Origin of the sequence: Pseudoalteromonas sp. JC3 (genome assembly GCF_030291895.1) — a bacterium.
Taxonomy (GTDB): Bacteria; Pseudomonadota; Gammaproteobacteria; order Enterobacterales; family Alteromonadaceae; genus Pseudoalteromonas.
Window position 1 is genome coordinate 675,791 of the sequence record NZ_CP127856.1, and the last position, 20,178, is coordinate 695,968.

Annotated in this window: 14 protein-coding genes and 1 CRISPR repeat array; of the genes, 7 read left to right on the forward strand and 7 right to left on the reverse strand. The window is 44.1% G+C overall.

Annotated elements, in window-relative coordinates:
- Window positions 1–95 precede the first annotated feature (95 nt).
- Window positions 96–869: an MBL fold metallo-hydrolase gene (locus QSH61_RS21665; RefSeq protein ID WP_206471701.1), complete on the forward strand. Its 774-nt coding sequence runs from the start codon at window positions 96–98 to the stop codon at window positions 867–869.
- Here QSH61_RS21665 and QSH61_RS21670 read toward each other — a convergent pair.
- Window positions 866–1,222, reverse strand: coding sequence for an Hpt domain-containing protein (locus QSH61_RS21670; RefSeq protein ID WP_010603970.1), 357 nt, complete (start codon window positions 1,220–1,222; stop codon window positions 866–868). The genes QSH61_RS21665 and QSH61_RS21670 overlap by 4 nt on opposite strands.
- Complete coding sequence (locus tag QSH61_RS21675; protein WP_206471702.1) at window positions 1,219–3,963, reverse strand: ATP-binding protein; 2,745 nt, start codon at window positions 3,961–3,963, stop codon at window positions 1,219–1,221. Before QSH61_RS21675 ends, QSH61_RS21670 begins: the two co-directional genes overlap by 4 nt.
- A 329-nt stretch (window positions 3,964–4,292) precedes the next feature.
- On the opposite strand from QSH61_RS21675, the gene QSH61_RS21680 reads away from it, so the two are divergent.
- The gene (locus tag QSH61_RS21680) at window positions 4,293–4,742 is read left to right on the forward strand and encodes a nuclear transport factor 2 family protein (protein WP_206471703.1); all 450 of its coding nucleotides are present in this window, start codon (window positions 4,293–4,295) and stop codon (window positions 4,740–4,742) included.
- Between the two features lie 63 nt (window positions 4,743–4,805).
- Here the strand turns inward: QSH61_RS21680 and QSH61_RS21685 are convergent, their stop codons facing one another.
- Window positions 4,806–5,696 (reverse strand): TetR/AcrR family transcriptional regulator, encoded by an 891-nt coding sequence (locus QSH61_RS21685; RefSeq protein ID WP_206471704.1) that lies wholly within the window; start codon window positions 5,694–5,696, stop codon window positions 4,806–4,808.
- Between the two features lie 125 nt (window positions 5,697–5,821).
- Between QSH61_RS21685 and QSH61_RS21690 the strand changes: the two genes are divergently transcribed.
- Entirely contained in the window at window positions 5,822–7,552 is a 1,731-nt protein-coding gene (locus tag QSH61_RS21690) for an ABC transporter ATP-binding protein (protein ID WP_206471705.1), read from the forward strand.
- Window positions 7,553–8,239: 687 nt separating this feature from the next.
- The gene (locus QSH61_RS21695) at window positions 8,240–8,701 is read left to right on the forward strand and encodes a GNAT family N-acetyltransferase (RefSeq protein ID WP_010603965.1); all 462 of its coding nucleotides are present in this window, start codon (window positions 8,240–8,242) and stop codon (window positions 8,699–8,701) included.
- Here QSH61_RS21695 and QSH61_RS21700 read toward each other — a convergent pair.
- The 4 genes from QSH61_RS21700 to QSH61_RS21715 form a co-directional block, all read right to left on the reverse strand.
- Window positions 8,690–8,929, reverse strand: a complete 240-nt coding sequence (locus QSH61_RS21700; protein ID WP_206471706.1) for a Rho-binding antiterminator — start codon at window positions 8,927–8,929, stop codon at window positions 8,690–8,692. The two genes, QSH61_RS21695 and QSH61_RS21700, sit on opposite strands and share 12 nt — an antisense overlap.
- Before the next feature lie 65 nt (window positions 8,930–8,994).
- Window positions 8,995–11,136 carry a prolyl oligopeptidase family serine peptidase gene (locus QSH61_RS21705; protein WP_206471707.1) on the reverse strand — a complete coding sequence of 714 codons (2,142 nt, stop codon included), beginning with the start codon at window positions 11,134–11,136 and terminating at the stop codon, window positions 8,995–8,997.
- Between the two features lie 231 nt (window positions 11,137–11,367).
- Window positions 11,368–11,898 (reverse strand): DUF3833 domain-containing protein, encoded by a 531-nt coding sequence (locus QSH61_RS21710; protein ID WP_010603962.1) that lies wholly within the window; start codon window positions 11,896–11,898, stop codon window positions 11,368–11,370.
- Window positions 11,899–12,005: 107 nt separating this feature from the next.
- A complete protein-coding gene (locus QSH61_RS21715; protein WP_206471708.1) occupies window positions 12,006–12,527 on the reverse strand; it encodes a chalcone isomerase family protein in 522 nt (173 codons plus the stop codon).
- A 144-nt stretch (window positions 12,528–12,671) separates the two neighbouring features.
- Between QSH61_RS21715 and QSH61_RS21720 the strand changes: the two genes are divergently transcribed.
- From QSH61_RS21720 to cas3, 3 genes are all read left to right on the forward strand, one after another.
- The gene (locus QSH61_RS21720; RefSeq protein WP_010603960.1) at window positions 12,672–13,154 is read left to right on the forward strand and encodes a GNAT family N-acetyltransferase; all 483 of its coding nucleotides are present in this window, start codon (window positions 12,672–12,674) and stop codon (window positions 13,152–13,154) included.
- Window positions 13,155–13,311: 157 nt separating this feature from the next.
- Window positions 13,312–15,968: a CRISPR direct-repeat array (repeat unit 29 nt; unit sequence GTGTTCCCCGTATGCACGGGGCTAAACCG).
- Between the two features lie 384 nt (window positions 15,969–16,352).
- Window positions 16,353–17,186, forward strand: a complete 834-nt coding sequence (locus QSH61_RS21725) for a WYL domain-containing transcriptional regulator (RefSeq protein ID WP_206471713.1) — start codon at window positions 16,353–16,355, stop codon at window positions 17,184–17,186.
- Between the two features lie 107 nt (window positions 17,187–17,293).
- Complete coding sequence (gene cas3 / locus QSH61_RS21730) at window positions 17,294–20,146, forward strand: CRISPR-associated helicase Cas3' (RefSeq protein WP_206471714.1); 2,853 nt, start codon at window positions 17,294–17,296, stop codon at window positions 20,144–20,146.
- The last annotated feature ends 32 nt before the right edge of the window (window positions 20,147–20,178 follow it).

Consider the following 20,178-nt stretch of genomic DNA (forward strand, 5'->3'; position numbering starts at 1 on the left):
AGCTGAACCAAAAGTTTGCAGATATGACTGTCATGTGGTTGTAAATTCGACAATGTAGTCTGGCACTATTGTTTGTTTATTTTCCTAACAGTGCAATGAAAGACACGACCAAGCTACACGCTGTCAATCCGCAATCATTCGTTGATAGTCACTGTAAACCAGACGCAGCAGTCTTTTTAGGAGTTGGAAGTGCCGCCAGCGCCGCAACTCTTGGGTGCTCTACCTGTGTATTGACCCACAGAGGCCTACCTTGGTTATTGATAGATTGTGGCTTTGATACGGTGTCGCGTTATAAAAAGCATTTTTCGTCATTACCCGATGCTGTGTTTATCACCCACCTTCATTATGACCATGTTAGTGGATTGGAGCAGCTTTACTTTCAGGCAGCATTGAGTCAGCACCAAATCACGTTATATGCCCCAGCAGAGCTAATCGTTGGGTTGTGTAATATGCTCGCCTACACTGGGCTAAGCGAAGGTAACTGTGGTGTTTGGCAGGTCTTTCGTTTATTTCCAATTTCAGAAAGCTTTCTTCATCGTGGGCAACGTATACATAGTTATGCCGTTCGTCATCATGAGCCCAATAGCGCTTTTTCGTTACATCTCCCTGGTAGCTTGTTTTACAGTGGTGATACTAAGGCGATTCCTGAGCTGCTCCATCATCACGTCAGTAACGGCGAAGTTATTTTTCATGACTGTGGTCTTGCAACTAATCCCAGCCATTGCTCCCTTGATGAGTTGTTGATGAGCTATCGTGAAGACATCATTAAAAATATTTGGGTCTATCACTACCAGCATCAAGAAGATGTTGTGAAGTTCGAGCGCGCAGGGCTCAAAGCGGCTATCGCTGAGCAGCCGATTGCGCTTTAATTTTGCGACTGAGAGGTTAAATAGGCTTTTAATTCTCGAACAAACTCGCTGCCGATCTCATGGTGTATCGCTTTTATTTTTTCGGCGCACTCAGTGGTGTTGTTATCAAGTGCTGAATATTCTAACGCCTGTAGATGTTCAGCTAGTACCTCTGCACCCACTGCTTTTGCGGAGGTTTTGAGGTAATGGGCTTCGTCTTTTAACGCTTGAAAGGCACGAGTTTGGTAAGCAGTTTTAATTTTTGCGCAACTAGATTTCGATTGTACTAGAAAGTCGGTGTAAAACTTTTTTGCCGTAGCAAAATCATCACCTATTAAATCGATAAGCACCTGAGGGTTGAGGGTTTTGCTCATTGTGTAAAGTCCATATCTAACCATTTACCTAAGGTGTTTTTAAGCTCTTGTAATCGCACCGGTTTGCTAACATAGTCATTCATGCCACTATCTAAACAAAGCTCTTTATCCCCTTTCATAGCAGCGCCTGTGACGGCAACAATAGGAATGGCGCTGCGCTCTTCTTTGGACTCAAATGCGCGAATTAACTTAGTTAATTCATAGCCATCGATCTCCGGCATATGGCAATCCGTCAACAAAAGCTGATATTGCTGGCTTTTATACATCGCCAAGGCCTCTTTGCCGTTATTGGCGATATCACAGGAAACTCCAAGTCTAGAAAGCTGTTTGACGATGAGTTTTTGGTTAAAGGGATTGTCCTCGGCAAGGAGTATATGCTGCTTACCACTAGTATCCGATTCATCATCGGTAGGGCTAGATACTTTATCGTCTAGTGAAAGTAGCGCATCTAGTTCACTGAGATCGTTTAATTCACCTAAATCAGTCTCGTCACTTTGCTGACTCACTTTCAGTTTGCTTAATAATTGACCGATAGCGTATTGAGTCTGCGGTGCAATTGGTTTTGGTTTTTGTGTGGTTAACGCTGTACTGTTCAAGTTATCAAACGCCTTTTCATCAACAAATACTAACTCTGGAATAGGTGAGCGTATTTGCTCTGCAGAGGGGGCGGCTTGCGTTGTGACAGCACGAACAAGTGCAGTATCGTCAGTCTCTTTGATTTCACTGGGTGACTCGATGACTTTGATCTCATTGCAAAAATGCGTGCAGGCATTGTACAACTGAGTCAGCGCCAACGAACTCTGCCAAGGCGCATCACTTAACCAATAAAGCGTAGTAAATATAATATTGGGTTGCTGCTGTGTTCTTGGACGCCAAATAGGAATGGTAATGGTAAAAGTTGAGCCTTCAGCGGATTTGCTTTTTAAGGCGACCTTGCCGCCCATTAAGTCAATAAGCTTGCCACATATTGCAAGCCCTAATCCGGTGCCGCCGTACTTTCGCGTGATAGAGCGTTCGGCTTGTGTAAAGGGGGTAAACAGTTTCTTTTGGACTTCCGGTGCAATGCCAATACCATTGTCTTCTATCTTAAATATCAAGTGAGATAAGGCTACGCCCTCGCACGCCCAGTGCACATTGATGGTGACTTTCGCGCCGCCTTCTCTATCTGCAACGCTAAATTTGATGGCATTGCTGACAACGTTAAAGATAATTTGCCGCACTCTATTTTCATCGCCAATCACTTCTAGCGGTAGCTTTATGTCCTCATGCACCGTTAATTTTACTGATTTGTCTCGCGCGTGGGCTTCGAAGGTTTTGATAATGTTATTGAGCATTTTGGAAGGGGAGAATGGGTAGCTTTCAAGCTCCATTTTCCCTTGTTCAACTTTGGCTAAGTCTAAAATGTCGTTCAATATTGAGACTAAATTATTGGCTGAAATAGACGCAGTTTCTAAGAGTTCTTGGTTGTCTTCATCAAGCTCTGATAGCGCCATGAGATCTAAGGAGCCAATAATACCATTCATTGGGGTTCTGAGTTCATGGCTCATCATGGACAAAAAGTCTGATTTAGTGCGATTGGCCTGCTCGGCTTTAATAATCGCGGCTTCAAGATCGGCGGTGCGCTCTGCGACGCGTTGTTCTAACTCTTGATTAATGTGTTGGAGCTTTTTCTGGGCAATATATACATCGGTTTGATCGATAACAACACCATCAATACGTGCTGGCTGACCCTGTTCATCAAGTCCTACAACACCTTTGGCATACACTACAACAATGTCCTGGTCGTTAAGCAGGCCGCGATAGCGCTGTTCAAAGATTTTGCCTGAATTCAATGAGGCTTCTAGCGCTTGCGTAACACGTACTTTATCGTCGGGGTGAAGGCTTGCTTCCCAGAGGTGTAAATTGCCAATATCGTCTTCCGAAAGTTTAAAAATATCATTGGCCTGATGATCCCAATTCCAGATCCATTGATTCGCTACTCGTATTGCTCGCCAAGTACCTATTTTACCCGCTTGCATCGCAAGTTCTTTACTTTCTTCTGCATCATGTAATGCGACTAACATATCTTTTTCGTGAGTACAGTCAGCTAAAATCCCATAAACACTGTGTGTGCGAATACAATACTTAACTTGCTCTCCCTTAAATTCAAACCAATGAATTGTTCCTCTAACCTCAAGTCGGAACTCAAAATGCAGCATAAGTCCTTGCTCAATATGGTGAGCGAGTAGCTCGGCAAATAGCGGCTGATCTTCTTGGTAAATCATGCTTTTTAAGGTGTCCCAGTCTAGTTCTGCCGAGGCTGGGAGGCCTATCAGTGATTTGAATTTAGGAGAGAAATACGCTGTCTTATTAAGGAGATCGTAGCACCAAACCCCTAGGTTTGCGCTGTTGACGGCGTGGCGCAAAATTCGGGTTTGTTCGTCTTCTAATGGATTTTGACAATAATAAGTAGAGAGCTCGGCAATATGTACAAATATTTCGTTACTGCGAACATCATAAAACGACAGCAAAAATTGTACGTTTGGTGATGTGCGCAACGACACTTGTATCAAAGAACCATCAGCAATCGTCTTTTGCTGTTCTTCTACGCATAAAGGAAAGATGAATAAGTCTTCAAGGTGTTTATTGATGACGTTATCGACGGGAGCGAACAGTTTTTCCGCAACGGCGGTTGTGTGACTGACATACCACTCAGATGTAACAATCAAAATTGGCATACTGTCTTTTAGTGCTGTTAGCATCGTATCCCCCCATAATATCCTCATAAAACAATATAGCAGTTCATGATTAACTTGCTGGATTTGTGGTCAATCTAGAGAGGTTTAGGAGAATGTGTAAAGCTTGTAGATCGTAGAAGTTTGAGTCTAAGTACCGTATTCATGAGACCCACAGGCATACCGATGCGCACGGTAATACTGAACTGAGCGAATGGCTTAGAAAGAATCGGCTATAAACGATGACGGATTTCACGTTGAGACTAAGCGATTTGCTATATCAAGTCTATAAACTGTAATATGTCTTTGTACCCCAAAAAGGGTGATATGGTTAAAAATAATAAAAGGATTCCAAGTTGAAACGTTATTTATCAGTGGTCATCGCAGGCTCACTCAACGCACTTACGTATAGTGGCCAAGCTTATGCACAGCAAGACCTGACTAATGAGGAGAATATCACCGCGATTGTTGAGCAACAGGTAGCGGCCTATAACAAGCGAGATATAGATGCATTCGTCGCAACGTATCACGATGATGTAGAAATTCACTACTTTCCTGGTGGAATAGCGTATTCCGGGAAAGAAAAACTGAAGAAAACCTATACACAGCTTTTTAATAGGGTCACTTGCCTGAGCGCCAAAATAAGTAACAGAGAGATCCAAGGGCGCTTTGTTGTAGATACTGAGGTTATAGAGTTTTGTCTAATGCGTGATGGTGAGGAATATAAATCAAATTATAAAGCCATCGCGACCTATGAAGTCGTCGATGGATTGATTAAGAGAGTCTTATTCTTAAAAGAAAAATAGTCAGCAGTGTAAAGCAAGATTTTGCTTTCCTCTAACCGTACGAGTACCACATTACTCAGTGGATTACACCGCCTCTACATTGAGTCTTTCTGCGAGTAGCTGGCGCTGAGTATTTAACCCCCTGTAGTCTCTAAGTCCTGCGATAAGTGCCCTGATTAATACGGTATCGGGGTTTTTACTTTGTAGTTGAGCTTCCAATAGAGCGATTGTGTGGTCTACGATCTCACGCTTTTGTGGTGTGAGTTTTAGCTTCTGAGACTTTTCTTGGAGCTGTATAAAAGCTTGTTGGATTTTTTGTTCGTGGAGTTGTCGTTTTTTGGCTTCGATCTCTTTTTGGGACGGGAAGTCCTGCTCAGTTAATACCGGCAACAGTGCTTGATTTGGTAGCGCTGTACAAATTGAGTCCATACATGAGACTACCCAATTAACCAGCTTTTCAGTGTCGAAATCAATACCTTCAATCACAGGAAGCGAAAGATAATTAGCAATAATGCCATCAAGGGTCATCGCAAGATCGGTTTTCCATGGACGAACTTGCTCGCCATAGTTTTCAAGTAAAAAACCTTCCTGTAGCGTAAGCCACGTTAAGCGAAACTCTTGATAGAACATGATCAAGTTATTTGAAAAGCTCAGTGACTCCTCCTGCAATAAGAGCTGAAACATCGCTTGGTACTGCTGTAAATCTTCGTGCTGGAAGCGGATTTGTTGTTTTAACTTGGCAATTGGAGTCAATTTATCACTTTCTAATATCGCTCTTATTTTATCCAGCAGAACCGCTGTTTGACTCTCAAAAACGGCTAATAGTAGTTCGTCTTTTGACTTAAAGTGTAAGTAGATAGCACCTTTCGAAATGCCCATCTTATTGGCGATGGTTTGCATGCTAAAGGCACTATCGCCCTCAGCTAAAAGTAACTGCTCCGCGCATGCTAGTATTAATTTCCGCTTATCAGACATAGCTCCTCCTGTTCACATTGCAGTATACAGTCAATTTAAAAGTGACCAATAGGTCAATTTTAAATTGACTAAATTTAAAGTTTGGTCAATCATTATGTTGTCTATTCAACGGGGACATAATAATTATGAACAATACATCATCTTTAATTCAACTAGTCAGGCGTACGCGGCCAAGTCGCCTATTACTATCAACTCTGGTTTTGTTTACACTGATCTCTAGTATTTTAGGTTTATTGGTGCCTTTGCAAACGAAAAATCTGCTGGAAGAACTTGGAGAAAATGGTCATTTTTCAAATGAACAGGTAGTCATATTAATTATGGTATTAGTATTTTCCGCTGTGCTAACAGGGTTGATGACTTATATCATGGGTAAAATTGGCAATGAGCAAAAGCTTAAATTACGCGGAGACCTTTTTCAGCACCTCATTCGTTTGCCTGTTTCTTTCTTTGATAACACAAGGGCTGGGGAGCCGGCGAATCGCATCGTAAAAGACACTGAAATTATTGAAAACCTAGTGAGTGAGCAGTCTGTATCTTTTATATCTGGTGTAGTTTCATTATTTGGTTCTTTTATTATTCTATGGTTTTTAGACTGGCAAATGACACTCGTGATGCTCAGTGCAGTTACGGTTAGTTTTCTGATTATCTTACCGTTTTCCGTAAGACTGACGGATCTGTCTAAGTCATTACAAGATACTGAAGCCTCTATGCTAGGAAGGTTAACCGAGCTGTTTGCTAATATCCGCTTAATAAGAGCACAAGGTGCAGAGAAAACAGAAGCTAAAAATAATAACAATGAATTGAAGTCACTCTATAAAACCGCAATGTCAGAACATACGCTCTTAGCTACCATGGGCGCATTGGTGAATTTAGTGATCATGGCTTCGATAGTGTTAGTACTAGGGTTTGGCGCATCAAGGGTTGCCAACGGTGCGATGACCCTAGGCGCTTTTGTTGCGTTTATTATGTTTTTACTGAACATTGTGTTGCCGATGGGGCAGTTAAGCATGGTGGTAGCCGCTTTTAATAAAGCAAAAGGAGCGGCCGTTCGTATTAATGAGATCTTAGCAACGACACCACCAAATGAAAGTGGTCATACGATTAGCCTGACTGATAAGTCAATTTATTTTCGCAATTTATCTTTTAGTTATGCTAATGATAAACCGGTATTTAAAAGCTTGAGCTGTGAATTCTTAAGTGGAAAAACGACCGCTATAGTTGGGCCATCAGGAGTTGGTAAGTCTACACTCTTTGCTTTGTTGCAGGGCTTTTATCAGGCACAACGTGGTTACATTGAAATTGCTGGGCTTAATGTTGAAGAGTTAGACCGAGCCAATTTAAGAGCGCAAATTGGCTACGTTGCGCAAGAGAGCCCGCTGTTGTGCGGCACCTTATATGAAAACTTGGTCTACGGTGCTTTTGAGGCAATAGATGATGAACAATTACAGCATGCCATTACCACGGCCGATTTAGCAGAGTTTATAGCGACACTACCTGATGGGTTGAATACTCAAATTGGTGAGCGTGGCATTACTTTGTCTGGCGGACAAAGGCAACGAGTTGCATTAGCGCGAGCACTATTAAAAGACCCTGCATTGCTGCTGTTGGATGAAGCAACGGCAAGCCTTGATTCACAAAGTGAAGCAGCTATTCAAATTGCCCTGAAAAATGCAAAAAAAGGTCGTACTACAATTATCGCCGCGCATCGACTCAGTACGGTTATGGATGCTGATAATATTATCGTCATTAACAAAGGTGAGATTGAGTCACAGGGAGATCATCAGTATTTGATGCAACACTCTTCGCTTTACCAAAGCTTAGTGAATAAACAGTTCAACCTTCAAGCTGCAAGCTAATAACTTTGGTTGAGGCCCGTTAGTTGGATAGGTGGAAAGTGAATGAACAGCAACGTCATTAGTAAACGATTAAATTAATACTTTTTGATGTTTTTTTGAAGTGATATAGCACTAAAAGTTTAGGTGTGATAAAAAGTAATCATATTTAACTAAGTGCTATTTTTGTTTTTGGTTAAAAGGGATTGGTTTTTAGGGAAGACAAATTAATTTTCGTAGGTTTGTTTATGCCCCATAGAGCGTCACACACAAGTTCGCATACCTCTATTCCGCTGATTGTAGCGCTAACAAGCGTGTTGTTATTACTGACTTTACTGAGCTTTCCAAGCAAGAGCAAACAGTCTGTAGAAACCAAAGTAACAATGCTTAAGAGCGGCGCGATAAAGCATGATGCTCGCCAGACAGAATAAGAATGAAAAATTCTTATTTACCTAAAAGTATCTAATTCATACCATCACCTTACACTTTGTAACAGTTCAGAGTTCTTATATTTTATTTATTTAAAACAGATTGTTACTTTATTTTTATAGCGATATTATCAAATTTCCGCAGGCATTCAGCCCATCATCTCACCTCGATAATTTGCTTATTATTTCTAACTCGGTATAGTTTGACGTCGGTCAGAATAGTAATAATATTGCTCACGTTTATGGGCGCAGGACAAATTGGCCTTACTTCTCAGAGGCAGGTATGCAATTAATTCAGTTAAAGTCAGATGACCCACAAGTAGTCGCGGTGTTTTCTGAAATCGATAAGCTTATGAACAGCTTATATCCAATCGCAAGTGCACAGTCTTTATCAATAGAAGAAATTAACCAACCTAACGTGTATGCCGTTGGCTTACAAAATGAAGAGGGCATTGTAGCGTGCGGTGCGATTGTAAAGCAGTTTGATAAAACCTTATACGGTGAAATTAAACGCTTATACGTAAAACCTAGCTATCGAGGTAAAGGGCTTTCTAAACGTATTATGCAAATTTTGCTTCACTATGCAGGTGAAGCGCAGATCCCACTTATTCGGCTGGAAACCGGCTCTAAGCAAGCCAGTGCGATAAGTCTTTATGAGAGCTTGGGATTTGAGCGATGTGAACGCTTTGGTATGTACCGCGACAACCCGTTAAGTGTTTTTATGGCGTTATCACTAAAATCTTAGTGTAGTAAAATAGGGGTTGTCAGTATCGGCCGAGATACTGGCAATTTCTGTCAGCACCACGGTGACTGGTTGGCTTTCTTGTTCTAAAACTAAACACTCCTGAGCCTCGACTATAGTCGTGTTGTTGCAGCTGCCACGCACAACTTCACCACCTTTCATCTCAATAGTAACCACTAGGCGTTTTAGGCACGCCAGCTCGATATAATCATACTGTTGGCAACTGATCATAGATAAGTTCTTATTTGAATAAAGCCACCTGCTTGTACAGATGGCTTTTCAAGCTTGGCTTATGCTTAAAGAGACTTAATTCCCATATTGTAAAGCGTAAAGCCATAAATATCGGCATACTGTTCAATCGTCTTGCTTATTGGTGTGCCTGCGCCGTGTCCGGCATTGGTTTCGATACGAATAAGCGTTGGATTCGGACCTGTGTGTTTGCTTTGTAGCTCAGCTGCAAACTTGTAAGAGTGTGCAGGTACTACGCGGTCGTCATGGTCACCTGTTGTGATCATGGTTGCTGGATAATCTACGCCAGCCTTTACGTTATGTACAGGTGAATAACCTTTCAGGTATTCAAACATCTCTTTGTTGTCTTCCGCTGTACCATAATCGTAAGCCCAGCCAGCTCCAGCTGTAAACGTGTGGTAACGCAGCATATCAAGTACCCCAACCGCAGGTACAGCCACTTTGAATAAATCTGGACGTTGCAACATCGTTGCACCTACTAACAAACCACCGTTCGAACCACCGTTAATTGCAAGCTTTTCACTTGAAGTATAATTTTCAGATACTAAGTATTCGCCTGCAGCAATAAAGTCATCAAAGACGTTTTGTTTCTGCATTTGAGTACCTGCTTTGTGCCATTTTTTGCCATATTCGCCACCGCCACGTAAGTTTGCTACAGCATAAACACCACCTAGCTCCAACCAAGCTGCACGTGTAGGGCTAAAGTAAGGCTTAAGACTGACATTAAACCCACCATAACCGTACAACAGAGTTGGGTTGTTACCATCCAGTTTCAGCCCTTTTTTATGGGTGATGATCATCGGTACGCGGGTGCCATCTTTCGAGGTGTAAAAAACCTGTTTAGACACGTAAGCATCTGAATCAAAATCTACTTTATCTGAGCTATATAATTCGCTGACGCCAGATTTTGCATTAAAAGTAAAGATAGATCTCGGGGTTTTGTAATTAGTAAATGAGTAATAGAGCACTTCATCGTCTTCTTCGCCACTAAATCCACTCGCCGTGCCTACACCTGGAAGCGCAATATCGCGGATCAGCTTACCTGTGAAGTCATATTGTTTTACCAATGAAATTGCATCTTTGATGTAAGTCGCAAATAAGTATCCAGAGCCCGTTGAAACCGATAGTACATTGTTGGTTTCTGGGATCACATCTTGCCAGTTTTTTGGTTGTGGCTGTTTCGCATTAACTTTAACGATACGACGGTTCGGCGCATCTAAGTTCGTGCTTAGGAACAATGTGTCGCCTTCACTGTGGATCACGCTGGTATCAGAGTTGGTATGATCTAAAATTGTTACCCAGTCACTATCTGGTTTGCTTAAGTCACGAATAAATAGCTTGTTACCTGAGGTAGATACCGCAGCAGAGATCACCAAATATTTTTTATCGTCTGTTACACCACCATAAACATAGCGGTGTTTTTGCGCATCAGTGGCACCAAAAATGACCTTGTCTTGAACTTGAGGTGTTCCAATCTTGTGGTAATACACCTTATGTTGGTCAGTTTTTGCAGAAAGTTCACTGCCTTTAGGTTTGTCATAGCTTGAGTAGTAAAAGCCTTCATTACCAAACCACGAAATACCACTAAACTTAACGTCTACCAGCGTTTCACCAACCTGCTCTTTTGTTTCGGCGTTTAGCACAATCACTTTACGCCAGTCACTTCCACCTTCGGAAATTTGATAAGCCACCAATGAAGCGTCTTTACTAAAACTTAATCCTGCAAGCGATGTTGTGCCATCGTCGCTCATGGTGTTTGGATCTAAAAATACCTCAGCCTCACCACCTTCTTTTTGGCGGTACAAAACACTTTGGTTTTGCAGCCCATCATTTTTGTAGAAATAGGTATAGTTGCCGTGTTTAAAAGGTTGAGAAACACGCTCGTAATCAAGTAGTTCGGTGAGGCGCTTTTCGATGTCTTTACGATATGGAATTTGCGATAAATATGCCTGTGTTGCCTCGTTTTGTGCTTTTACCCACGCTGCGGTTTCTGCACTTTTATCGTCTTCTAACCAGCGATATGGATCCGCTACTTGCGTGCCAAAGTAGTTGTCTACAACGGTGCCTGTTTTAGTGATTGGATATTTCACAGATTGTGTCAATGCCGCATTATTGGATTGTTCATTTTCGGTATTAACACATCCGACAAGCGCAAGCGCTACGGCTCCAGCTAGTATCTTCTTTATCATGGTGGGGGTTCCTATTGGTTCTTATTAGCTACGATCTTGCCGCAGTTTCTTGCGCTTTACTCAGCAATAAAACTTTTTGGTGCGGCATTTTTTATTGAGCACTTCTCAGTGTTGGGCACTAGTCGTGCTACGAGAATAGTGTGGATTTTAGTGGAGTCGGTGTATTTGTCTACAAATTGTAGACAAATACACGAGTAAGAAGGTTAAATTGAAGTTGATTTGGCGTAATTATTATTGCCTTTGCATAAATATTGTTACTTCGGCCATCACAATACCAAACTTTTCGATATAAGAGCGGTTCATAAGGGTGGTTTGGTCAAAAGACCACATCCAATCATCAAAGTGTACTTCATAACTGGTATCATCAACGGGTAGGTCCATTCTATACTGCCAATTCATTGCATTGCCGAAGGTTTCGCCTGATGCTGAGTTGAGGATATCGTCGGCGCGGCCGGTATATTTATTGCCTGCAGCTTTTGTAATAGTCCAAACTCGCGTTTGAACCCCGTCGCCGAGCAAATAGTTGAAGGACTCATCTAAAATAAGTTCAGACTTGGTGTTAATAGAGCCCTTGATATCGACAGTAAACTGTTGAACTAAGTTGCCATCTCTGTCTTGGACTATTCCCCACGCTTTTACATCACCAACAAAAAACTCGTAGGGGTCAAATTGCGGTTTAAGTGTAGCGTACTTTTTACCGTCAATCCCGGAGCTGCAAGCCGACAATAAAAGTAAGGTGAGTACTGCAAGAGTGATGCGCATTGTTTTCTCCTTATGCTTGAGGCCTCTTTGAGTGCTATTGCTTCTATTATGTCCTGTTGAACAAAGTATTGATGTTGAAATTGAGGGAAAAGGAGCATTAATTATTCTCATTTCAGGCCCAAAAGTTCAGTTCGCATGGCAGGTTCGGAGGTTTTTTCACCGAGCCAAATATTGAAAAAGCGGGTCGTAAATTCCGAATCTTTCACTTCGCCAATAAGCTTTTTATCTTGGTAAAACTGCGTAGTTCCCCCGGGTGTTCTTACGCCAAATAGCATTGTGCCTTTAGAGACATTGGGAAAAATTTTTTCCATTTCTGCCAGCCATTGCTCACCTTGACTTGAGTTAGTAAACCCTTGTTTCTCTATCTCTTTCAGTGATCGTTTTGCTATTTCTTTGCCGTCTAGCTCGCGTAAATATCTTAATGCCAACACAAAAGGCTGATCTTGAGAGTAGACTCCTTGGGGGGCATAAAGGCTGGCATCATAAACATCCCAAAACAAATAGGTCATTCGACTTGTTTTGCCGACTTGTTGAGGGTTTTCTATAAATTGATTGACAAGAGTACTGGTGCTTGCGAAACCCAGAGTGCTGAATAGCAACATCAAAAAGGCAAAGATGACCCTTTGCATACTAACCTCGTCCTATAATAAAAATCAGTTGGCTTGTTATACGAACGAGCTGGAGAATTTGTTCACTTTGCTGCTGCCTGAAAGGTGCTGTCATCCCCCTTTACAATTTGTTAAGCTGACTAAAACCTACATACAGGAGCCATTATGAGCCTTTCAATTCGCCCAGCAGAAGTAGCTGATGCCGCGACGATACTGCACTTTATCAACGAACTTGCAATTTATGAGAAAGAGCCAGATGCCGTGCTCAATACCGTGGAAGAAATAGAACAGAAACTGTTTGGTAAAGAAGCCAGAGCACACAGCGTTATTTGTGAACTAGATGGCGAAGCAATCGGGTTTGCAGTGTATTTCTTTAATTATTCTACTTGGCTTGGCAAGCACGGTCTTTATCTTGAAGACTTATATGTATCACAAGATAAGCGCGGTGTTGGTGCAGGTAAAGGGATCATGAAATATCTCGCAAGACTTGCACTACAAAAGGATTGCGGTCGCTTTGAGTGGGTGGTACTTGACTGGAACAAACCATCAATCGACTTTTATGAAAGCATCGGTGCTAAAGCACAAAACGAGTGGATTATTTATCGCCTAACAGGACAGGAACTCATCGATTTTGCTGAGCAAGTATAGTGAAGTTTATTAGTCTGTTGGCTATACATTATTTCAAGAGAAACCCCCGATCTTTAACAATTGAGCCGAGTAAACATACGTAGAATTTGTACCCAATATTTTTGGTGAAAATTGCAATGGTGATTTTTGTTAATAGAAACAGTGATATATCTTTAGAGTGTTCCCCGTATGCACGGGGCTAAACCGAAGCGTTGCTCTATGAGTTCAGGGTAAAGCGCGTGTTCCCCGTATGCACGGGGCTAAACCGCTGATGCACAGATGCTTTTTATGGCTGGCTTCAGTGTTCCCCGTATGCACGGGGCTAAACCGGGGAGTCGGGCGCTGATGGTGTCGATGGTGAGGTGTTCCCCGTATGCACGGGGCTAAACCGTTGCTGAATATGGTGGGCGACCAATGCGCGATGTGTTCCCCGTATGCACGGGGCTAAACCGTAAAAGCGCGTGGATTAACCGTGGAGGATGGCGTGTTCCCCGTATGCACGGGGCTAAACCGTCCCTGGCAACAAATGGCTAATGGATGAAACGGTGTTCCCCGTATGCACGGGGCTAAACCGCTGGGAATTCCTGTGGTGGGCAAATATATGTTGTGTTCCCCGTATGCACGGGGCTAAACCGTTTCCGTACTTCGCATTCGAAGCGCAGCCAGAGTGTTCCCCGTATGCACGGGGCTAAACCGGGTTCGTTTTTAATGTTTGCGTTTGCTATTTTGTGTTCCCCGTATGCACGGGGCTAAACCGAGGACACTCAGTGTCGAGATGGCAACGACGGGGTGTTCCCCGTATGCACGGGGCTAAACCGTTTTGACTCTGGCCATGTGCAACAACTGGCTGGTGTTCCCCGTATGCACGGGGCTAAACCGCCAATATTGGGGTATATATCCCTCCTATGTAAGTGTTCCCCGTATGCACGGGGCTAAACCGAAATCTCATTTTTTATGCAGGCGTTAACTATTGTGTTCCCCGTATGCACGGGGCTAAACCGGAACTACATAACCACATCATTGAACAACGTGGGTGTTCCCCGTATGCACGGGGCTAAACCGTCCTGGCACAAAATGACCGCCAGAAGCAAATGGTGTTCCCCGTATGCACGGGGCTAAACCGAAAAACAGGGCTGACATAACGGTATTCTTTCGCGTGTTCCCCGTATGCACGGGGCTAAACCGTTTACGCTTATTGGCCGTTACCAACTCCCTACGTGTTCCCCGTATGCACGGGGCTAAACCGGAGCATTACCTTCAGTATGAGAATTGGCAGAAGTGTTCCCCGTATGCACGGGGCTAAACCGTCGAGCTATCGAACGGTAAAATTCGAGTTTATGTGTTCCCCGTATGCACGGGGCTAAACCGTATGAGCTTTGGAGTGTTGTATCAAATCTTGAGTGTTCCCCGTATGCACGGGGCTAAACCGCGAGCTAATTTAGCATCGCAAATGAGGAGCAAGTGTTCCCCGTATGCACGGGGCTAAACCGCTAGGCAACAGGCTCGCATCGATGCAGCACGCGTGTTCCCCGTATGCACGGGGCTAAACCGCTATCTGATATCGTCGCCACTTGGTACAAAATGTGTTCCCCGTATGCACGGGGCTAAACCGTACCTTGTGAGTATAAAATATCTGGTACTGAAGTGTTCCCCGTATGCACGGGGCTAAACCGGCTTTCGACCAGCGAAGCAGGGTTGCTTAATAGTGTTCCCCGTATGCACGGGGCTAAACCGGTAGAACAACGTGTGGTCTCTGTCATAGCGCTGTGTTCCCCGTATGCACGGGGCTAAACCGTACATCACGCCAAACCACCAATAACACCAGTAGTGTTCCCCGTATGCACGGGGCTAAACCGAACTTTGGCTGGAAAGATAAGACCGAGCTTGACGTGTTCCCCGTATGCACGGGGCTAAACCGGCAACTATTATCAGCTAGGTTACGAAATTGATGTGTTCCCCGTATGCACGGGGCTAAACCGGGTGATGTAGTACTTTATAATGAATTGTACGAGTGTTCCCCGTATGCACGGGGCTAAACCGGATGCCATGCTCAGGTTTGAGCAGCAGAAAAAGTGTTCCCCGTATGCACGGGGCTAAACCGAGCGAACTCTTGAACGCTGGATAAGCCAAAACGTGTTCCCCGTATGCACGGGGCTAAACCGTGATTTGAATGTACCAGGTAACGTTGTTTCATGTGTTCCCCGTATGCACGGGGCTAAACCGAGAATACTTGATAGCTCCACTGCAAGCGCTGAGTGTTCCCCGTATGCACGGGGCTAAACCGCAACTAGGTTTCTTTATGCTCAAATTGGCAAGAGTGTTCCCCGTATGCACGGGGCTAAACCGACAGTAATACCTCTTGCTGGGAATATTGAAATGTGTTCCCCGTATGCACGGGGCTAAACCGCAGTTTTGAGAGAATGATTGCCGAAATGGTTGTGTGTTCCCCGTATGCACGGGGCTAAACCGTTATCGTGCATTACTTTGCTGATTACGCATCAGTGTTCCCCGTATGCACGGGGCTAAACCGTTCATTGGCACGCGATGCAATCGCTGAAAATGGTGTTCCCCGTATGCACGGGGCTAAACCGTTTCAATTTGAACTCAACGGCTCGCACGACATGTGTTCCCCGTATGCACGGGGCTAAACCGAAGTTGTAGAGTTCATCATTGATTGGCTTTATGTGTTCCCCGTACGCACGGGGCTAAACCGGCCGATGGCGCAGAAGGTAAAGACAAGCAAATGTGTTCCCCGTACGCACGGGGCTAAACCGCGGGTTTCCGTAGAATTGGATGCTGACCTGCAGTGTTCCCCGTACACTCGGGGCTAAACCTGAGTTATTCAGGTCTGAATCATGTGCTGTATTCGTCCGTGAAGCAGCATCCCTCACGCATCCATGCGCTCACCTTAGCAGGCTGTGAAACGGTGTTTCGGTCCTACTTCGCCCCTGTACGCACGGGGCTAACCAGTAGAACATTTTAGTAGGAAAGAGGCGGTGGACAGCTTGGCTGGAAGTGGTGACAGGGTGAGACTCGAACTCACATCATATATAAACTGCATATAACCGTTACCCATTGGAAACACTGCCGCCATAGTTGATTATTAATCTACCATCAAAAAAATGCTAGCGTGATTTCACTGTCAGTTTATCTCAGGTCAAAGACTTACTTTGTTTGTTCTGATACATTTATTTTACGAAAATTTTACTAGAGTGTTTTATGCAGGCTAAGGAAGAGCTGTATTTTAGATATATTGAAGCGGTATTGTTTTGGCAGGGAGAAATCCAGACCGGTACTTTCCAGAGCAAATTTAAGCTTTCAAGGCCCAGCGCACGGCGTTATGTCACCGACTTTATTGAGCGTTATCAGATTGCCGCAAGCTATAATGAGTCTGAAAAAGCTTATGTGCTGGCAAGCCCCTTTACACCTAATTATATCTCTCAGGATTTTACTGAGTATACTAGTCTCACTGGGGAACAGTACATACACAATCTGAGTTCCTCAACGATTACTTCGCTGGCATTACCACACAGAAAGCTTAATCCCACCATTTTGCGGCCCATATTGAATGCCTGTCGGCGACAAAGCGTGCTGGATATTCGCTATCAGTCTATAAAAGAAGGCGGTGAAACCGAGCGCGTGATCCGCCCTCACACGCTGATTAACTCTGGACTGCGCTATCATCTGAGAGCCTACTGTGAAAAAGCCAAAGGCTTTAGAGACTTTTCATTATCGCGTATCGTCTCTGCCTCCCCAGAATTTATCAGCAAAGCACAAAAGTACAAAAAAGACGACGAAGCTTGGCAGCAGGAAGTCACCTTAACCATAATCCCCGACCCAAGACTCAGCGAGTACGCCCAGCAAGTTATCGCTCACGACTTTGATATGCACAACCACCAAAAGCAAATTAAAACCAACGCTGCATTGATCAACTACCTGATCAGCATTTTGAGGTTAGATGTTCAGCACCCACACCCGGAAGCACAGCAAATTGTGATGGAACCAGCCTGCTATAGAGAGCTGAGGGCCAGAAGGTTGTTATGGAACAGCTAAACAAGCGCACCAGACCGGGTAATTTTTTTACTGGTTGCAATCGCAGGATTGTCGGTATTTTATTCGCGTCGTAAGCTGAGTGTATTGAAAGCAAGGACCAGAGCAATATGACAGATCTAAACAGTTTAATGTTCAAATATTGGGGCAAAGCTAAAAAGCCACTCGAGGTAGATTACTGCATGAGTGAGATTAATGGCGAGTCATTACAAGATATTGTTGAGCGCCATCCAGGCGTTAATTCTGTCGATCACCTCAAAGCACTTGCGAGCAAAAAAGGGTGGCAAATCGCCAGACAGGGCGAAACTTTTCACCGTTATCACCTACTTGTATTTCATAGCCTAGATGTGGCGGCGGTTGCACTGACTTATCTGGATTTGAATAAGCAATTTACACAAGATTCGGCCGAGTTTCTGGGGTTAACTATTCCACAGTTTAAGTCTTTGGTCGGATTCTTTGTTGCCATTCACGACTTGGGTAAATTTTCTTCAGCATTTCAAAACCTAGCAGAATTTAGTGACAGTAATTTAAGCCAGAAAAAGTCGAGAGAACCTTATTCTGCAACAGATGCCCGACATGATGGGTTAGGCCATCATTTTTGGAAAAGCTGCGCCAAGCAAATTGAAGGTGCACCGGACGAAGTAACGCAGGCATTTAAAAAGATAGATTCGGTGCGAGTCATGCTGAATTGTGTTTTTGGTCATCACGGTGAGCCAGTTGTAGCGCACAAATTTGGTAGCAGAATAGAAGACTATTGTGTCGATGAAAATTACCAGGCTTGTAGAGAGTTCATAGCGTATTGCCTTGAGTTATTTGCTGATGATCTGCCAACGGAAAAGTTTTCGGATAGAGTGTGGCGCGAGCACCTAAGGTATGCTAGTTGGCACCTTGCTGGTTTGTGCACTCTTGCTGACTGGTTGGGCTCAGATACTCAGTATTTCACATATCACTCCGAGCCGATGGATATACAAGCTTACTGGCTCGAAGCTGTAAAACAGGCACATAAAGCGCTTACAAATAGGCAGTTGACCAGTCAGGTAGAGGTCTTCCCTTATGAGTCAACCGCTAAGCATTTTGGCTTTAGTACACCTACGCCATTGCAGTCGTTTGCTGAGCAAGTGCCTGTCGGCCCTTCACCACAATTGTTTATTCTGGAAGATGTAACGGGTGCAGGCAAAACCGAGGCGGCGCTAATCTTATTGCATCGTTTAATGCAGGCGAAGGCTGCGGATGGCTTTTACTTTGGTTTACCGACTATGGCTACCTCCAGTGCCATGTACCATCGTATCGCACAGCATTACGGACAAATGATGTCCGTTGATGGAAAAAAAGCCAGTCTGGTATTAGCACACGGCGCGAGTATGATGGAGGACGCTTATCAGGAGTCACTAGTTACAGAGCAACTCCCCGATCTTGAATATGGTAAAGCTGATGAAACAGCAAGTCAGGCATGCCATATCTGGTACGCAGACTCTAAAAAGAAGGCGCTGCTTGCTCATGCTGGCGTTGGCACGGTTGACCAGCCTTTGCTATCGGTTTTAGCCTCCAAACACAGCACGCTACGTTTTCATGGTTTGTTTCGTAAAATTCTAGTGCTTGATGAGGTACATGCCGCAGATCAATATATGTTCACTTTGCTAGAAGATCTTTTACGTATTCATTTACGGTTTGGCGGCAGTGTGATCCTGCTTACTGCGACCTTGCCGCTAGAAAGACGCAACAGGCTTTGCCAGATCTGGCAAGAAGAGCTGGGTCTTGAATCTCCCGAGTGCACTCAAAAAACAAGCTTTCCGCTCGCAACCTGGGTAAATGAACAAGGGAAATTAAATGAGCAACCAGTGGAAAGCTTACCCAGAAATCACAAATCCGTGCAGGTTGAGTTTTTCCACTGTGAGCAGGCCTGTATTGAAGAGATAGTGGCAAGAGCATCACGCGGCGAGGCTGTGGTTTGGGTGCGTAATACGGTCGCGGATGCGCAGCAAGCATATACTTTACTCTCAGAGCGTTACCCGCAAACACATATCACTTTGTTCCATAGTCGCTTTACCTTATACGACAGAAAACAAAAGGAAAAAGAGGTGCTTGGTAGACTGGGTAAGCAAAGCACAACACAGCAAAGACTGGGACAAATATTGATTTCAACTCAGGTGTTTCAAGAATCAATTGATGCGGACTGTGATTTTATGCTCAGTGATATTTGCCCCATTGACGATTTAATACAGCGTGCTGGGCGACTTAAACGCCATATCCGAGATGAACACGGCAATTACCAACCCGCACTGTCAGAAGATAAACGTCCGCCAGCTGTATTGAAAGTATTTTGCCCTGAGTGGCAAGGCGAGCCAGAAAAAGACTGGTTACACAAAAGCCACCCTGGTACGGCCGCCGTTTACCGGAGCCCAGCCATTATATGGCTTACGCAAAAAGTGCTAAGAGAGAAAGGCGGGTTGTATTTACCGGAGGATGCACGCCATTTGATCGAAAGCGTTTACAGCCAGGCTGCGCTAAACACCAGACCAGTAGATCTGGATTGTTATCACAGCGAGTATCAGGCGCAAACTCAAGCGATGGAAAATCAGGCAACGCTTCAGAAACTGGATTGGAAAGAAGGCTACTGCCGACAGGCGGGTAACGTGTGGATGGGGGAAGAGCTAGAGATAAGCACCCGATACAGTGACAGAGTCAGTATTCAGGTTGTGGTGCTAAAGCTTGATCAATCTGGGAATATGGCCTTCTATGCTGAAGGCTGCACCGAAAAACACCTGCTACAGCATAGTGAAATACGCGTCGATCAAAAGCGCATAGCCGAAAAGCTGAGCCCAATTCCGAATGAATACAGTGAGCAACTGGAGAGGTTGCTGGAGCGTTATCCTTCACTCAAATATAAGCAATGCTGGTTGCAAGGAAGTGATGAACGATTTTTATATGATGCATTTAAAGGGCTAACAGAGGTTGGTGAATAGCCTATTTAAGGGGCTTGACCCCATTTCAATTA

Coding starts and splice junctions, on each gene's coding strand:
- QSH61_RS21705 (WP_206471707.1), bottom strand. CDS start 11,136: ATGATAAAGAAGATACTAGCTGGAGCCGTAGCGCTTGCGCTTGTCGGA.
- QSH61_RS21700 (WP_206471706.1), bottom strand. CDS start 8,929: ATGATCAGTTGCCAACAGTATGATTATATCGAGCTGGCGTGCCTAAAA.
- QSH61_RS21685 (WP_206471704.1), bottom strand. CDS start 5,696: ATGTCTGATAAGCGGAAATTAATACTAGCATGCGCGGAGCAGTTACTT.
- QSH61_RS21715 (WP_206471708.1), bottom strand. CDS start 12,527: ATGCAAAGGGTCATCTTTGCCTTTTTGATGTTGCTATTCAGCACTCTG.
- QSH61_RS21690 (WP_206471705.1), top strand. CDS start 5,822: ATGAACAATACATCATCTTTAATTCAACTAGTCAGGCGTACGCGGCCA.
- cas3 (WP_206471714.1), top strand. CDS start 17,294: ATGACAGATCTAAACAGTTTAATGTTCAAATATTGGGGCAAAGCTAAA.
- QSH61_RS21665 (WP_206471701.1), top strand. CDS start 96: ATGAAAGACACGACCAAGCTACACGCTGTCAATCCGCAATCATTCGTT.
- QSH61_RS21670 (WP_010603970.1), bottom strand. CDS start 1,222: ATGAGCAAAACCCTCAACCCTCAGGTGCTTATCGATTTAATAGGTGAT.
- QSH61_RS21720 (WP_010603960.1), top strand. CDS start 12,672: ATGAGCCTTTCAATTCGCCCAGCAGAAGTAGCTGATGCCGCGACGATA.
- QSH61_RS21675 (WP_206471702.1), bottom strand. CDS start 3,963: ATGCTAACAGCACTAAAAGACAGTATGCCAATTTTGATTGTTACATCT.
- QSH61_RS21710 (WP_010603962.1), bottom strand. CDS start 11,898: ATGCGCATCACTCTTGCAGTACTCACCTTACTTTTATTGTCGGCTTGC.
- QSH61_RS21725 (WP_206471713.1), top strand. CDS start 16,353: ATGCAGGCTAAGGAAGAGCTGTATTTTAGATATATTGAAGCGGTATTG.
- QSH61_RS21695 (WP_010603965.1), top strand. CDS start 8,240: ATGCAATTAATTCAGTTAAAGTCAGATGACCCACAAGTAGTCGCGGTG.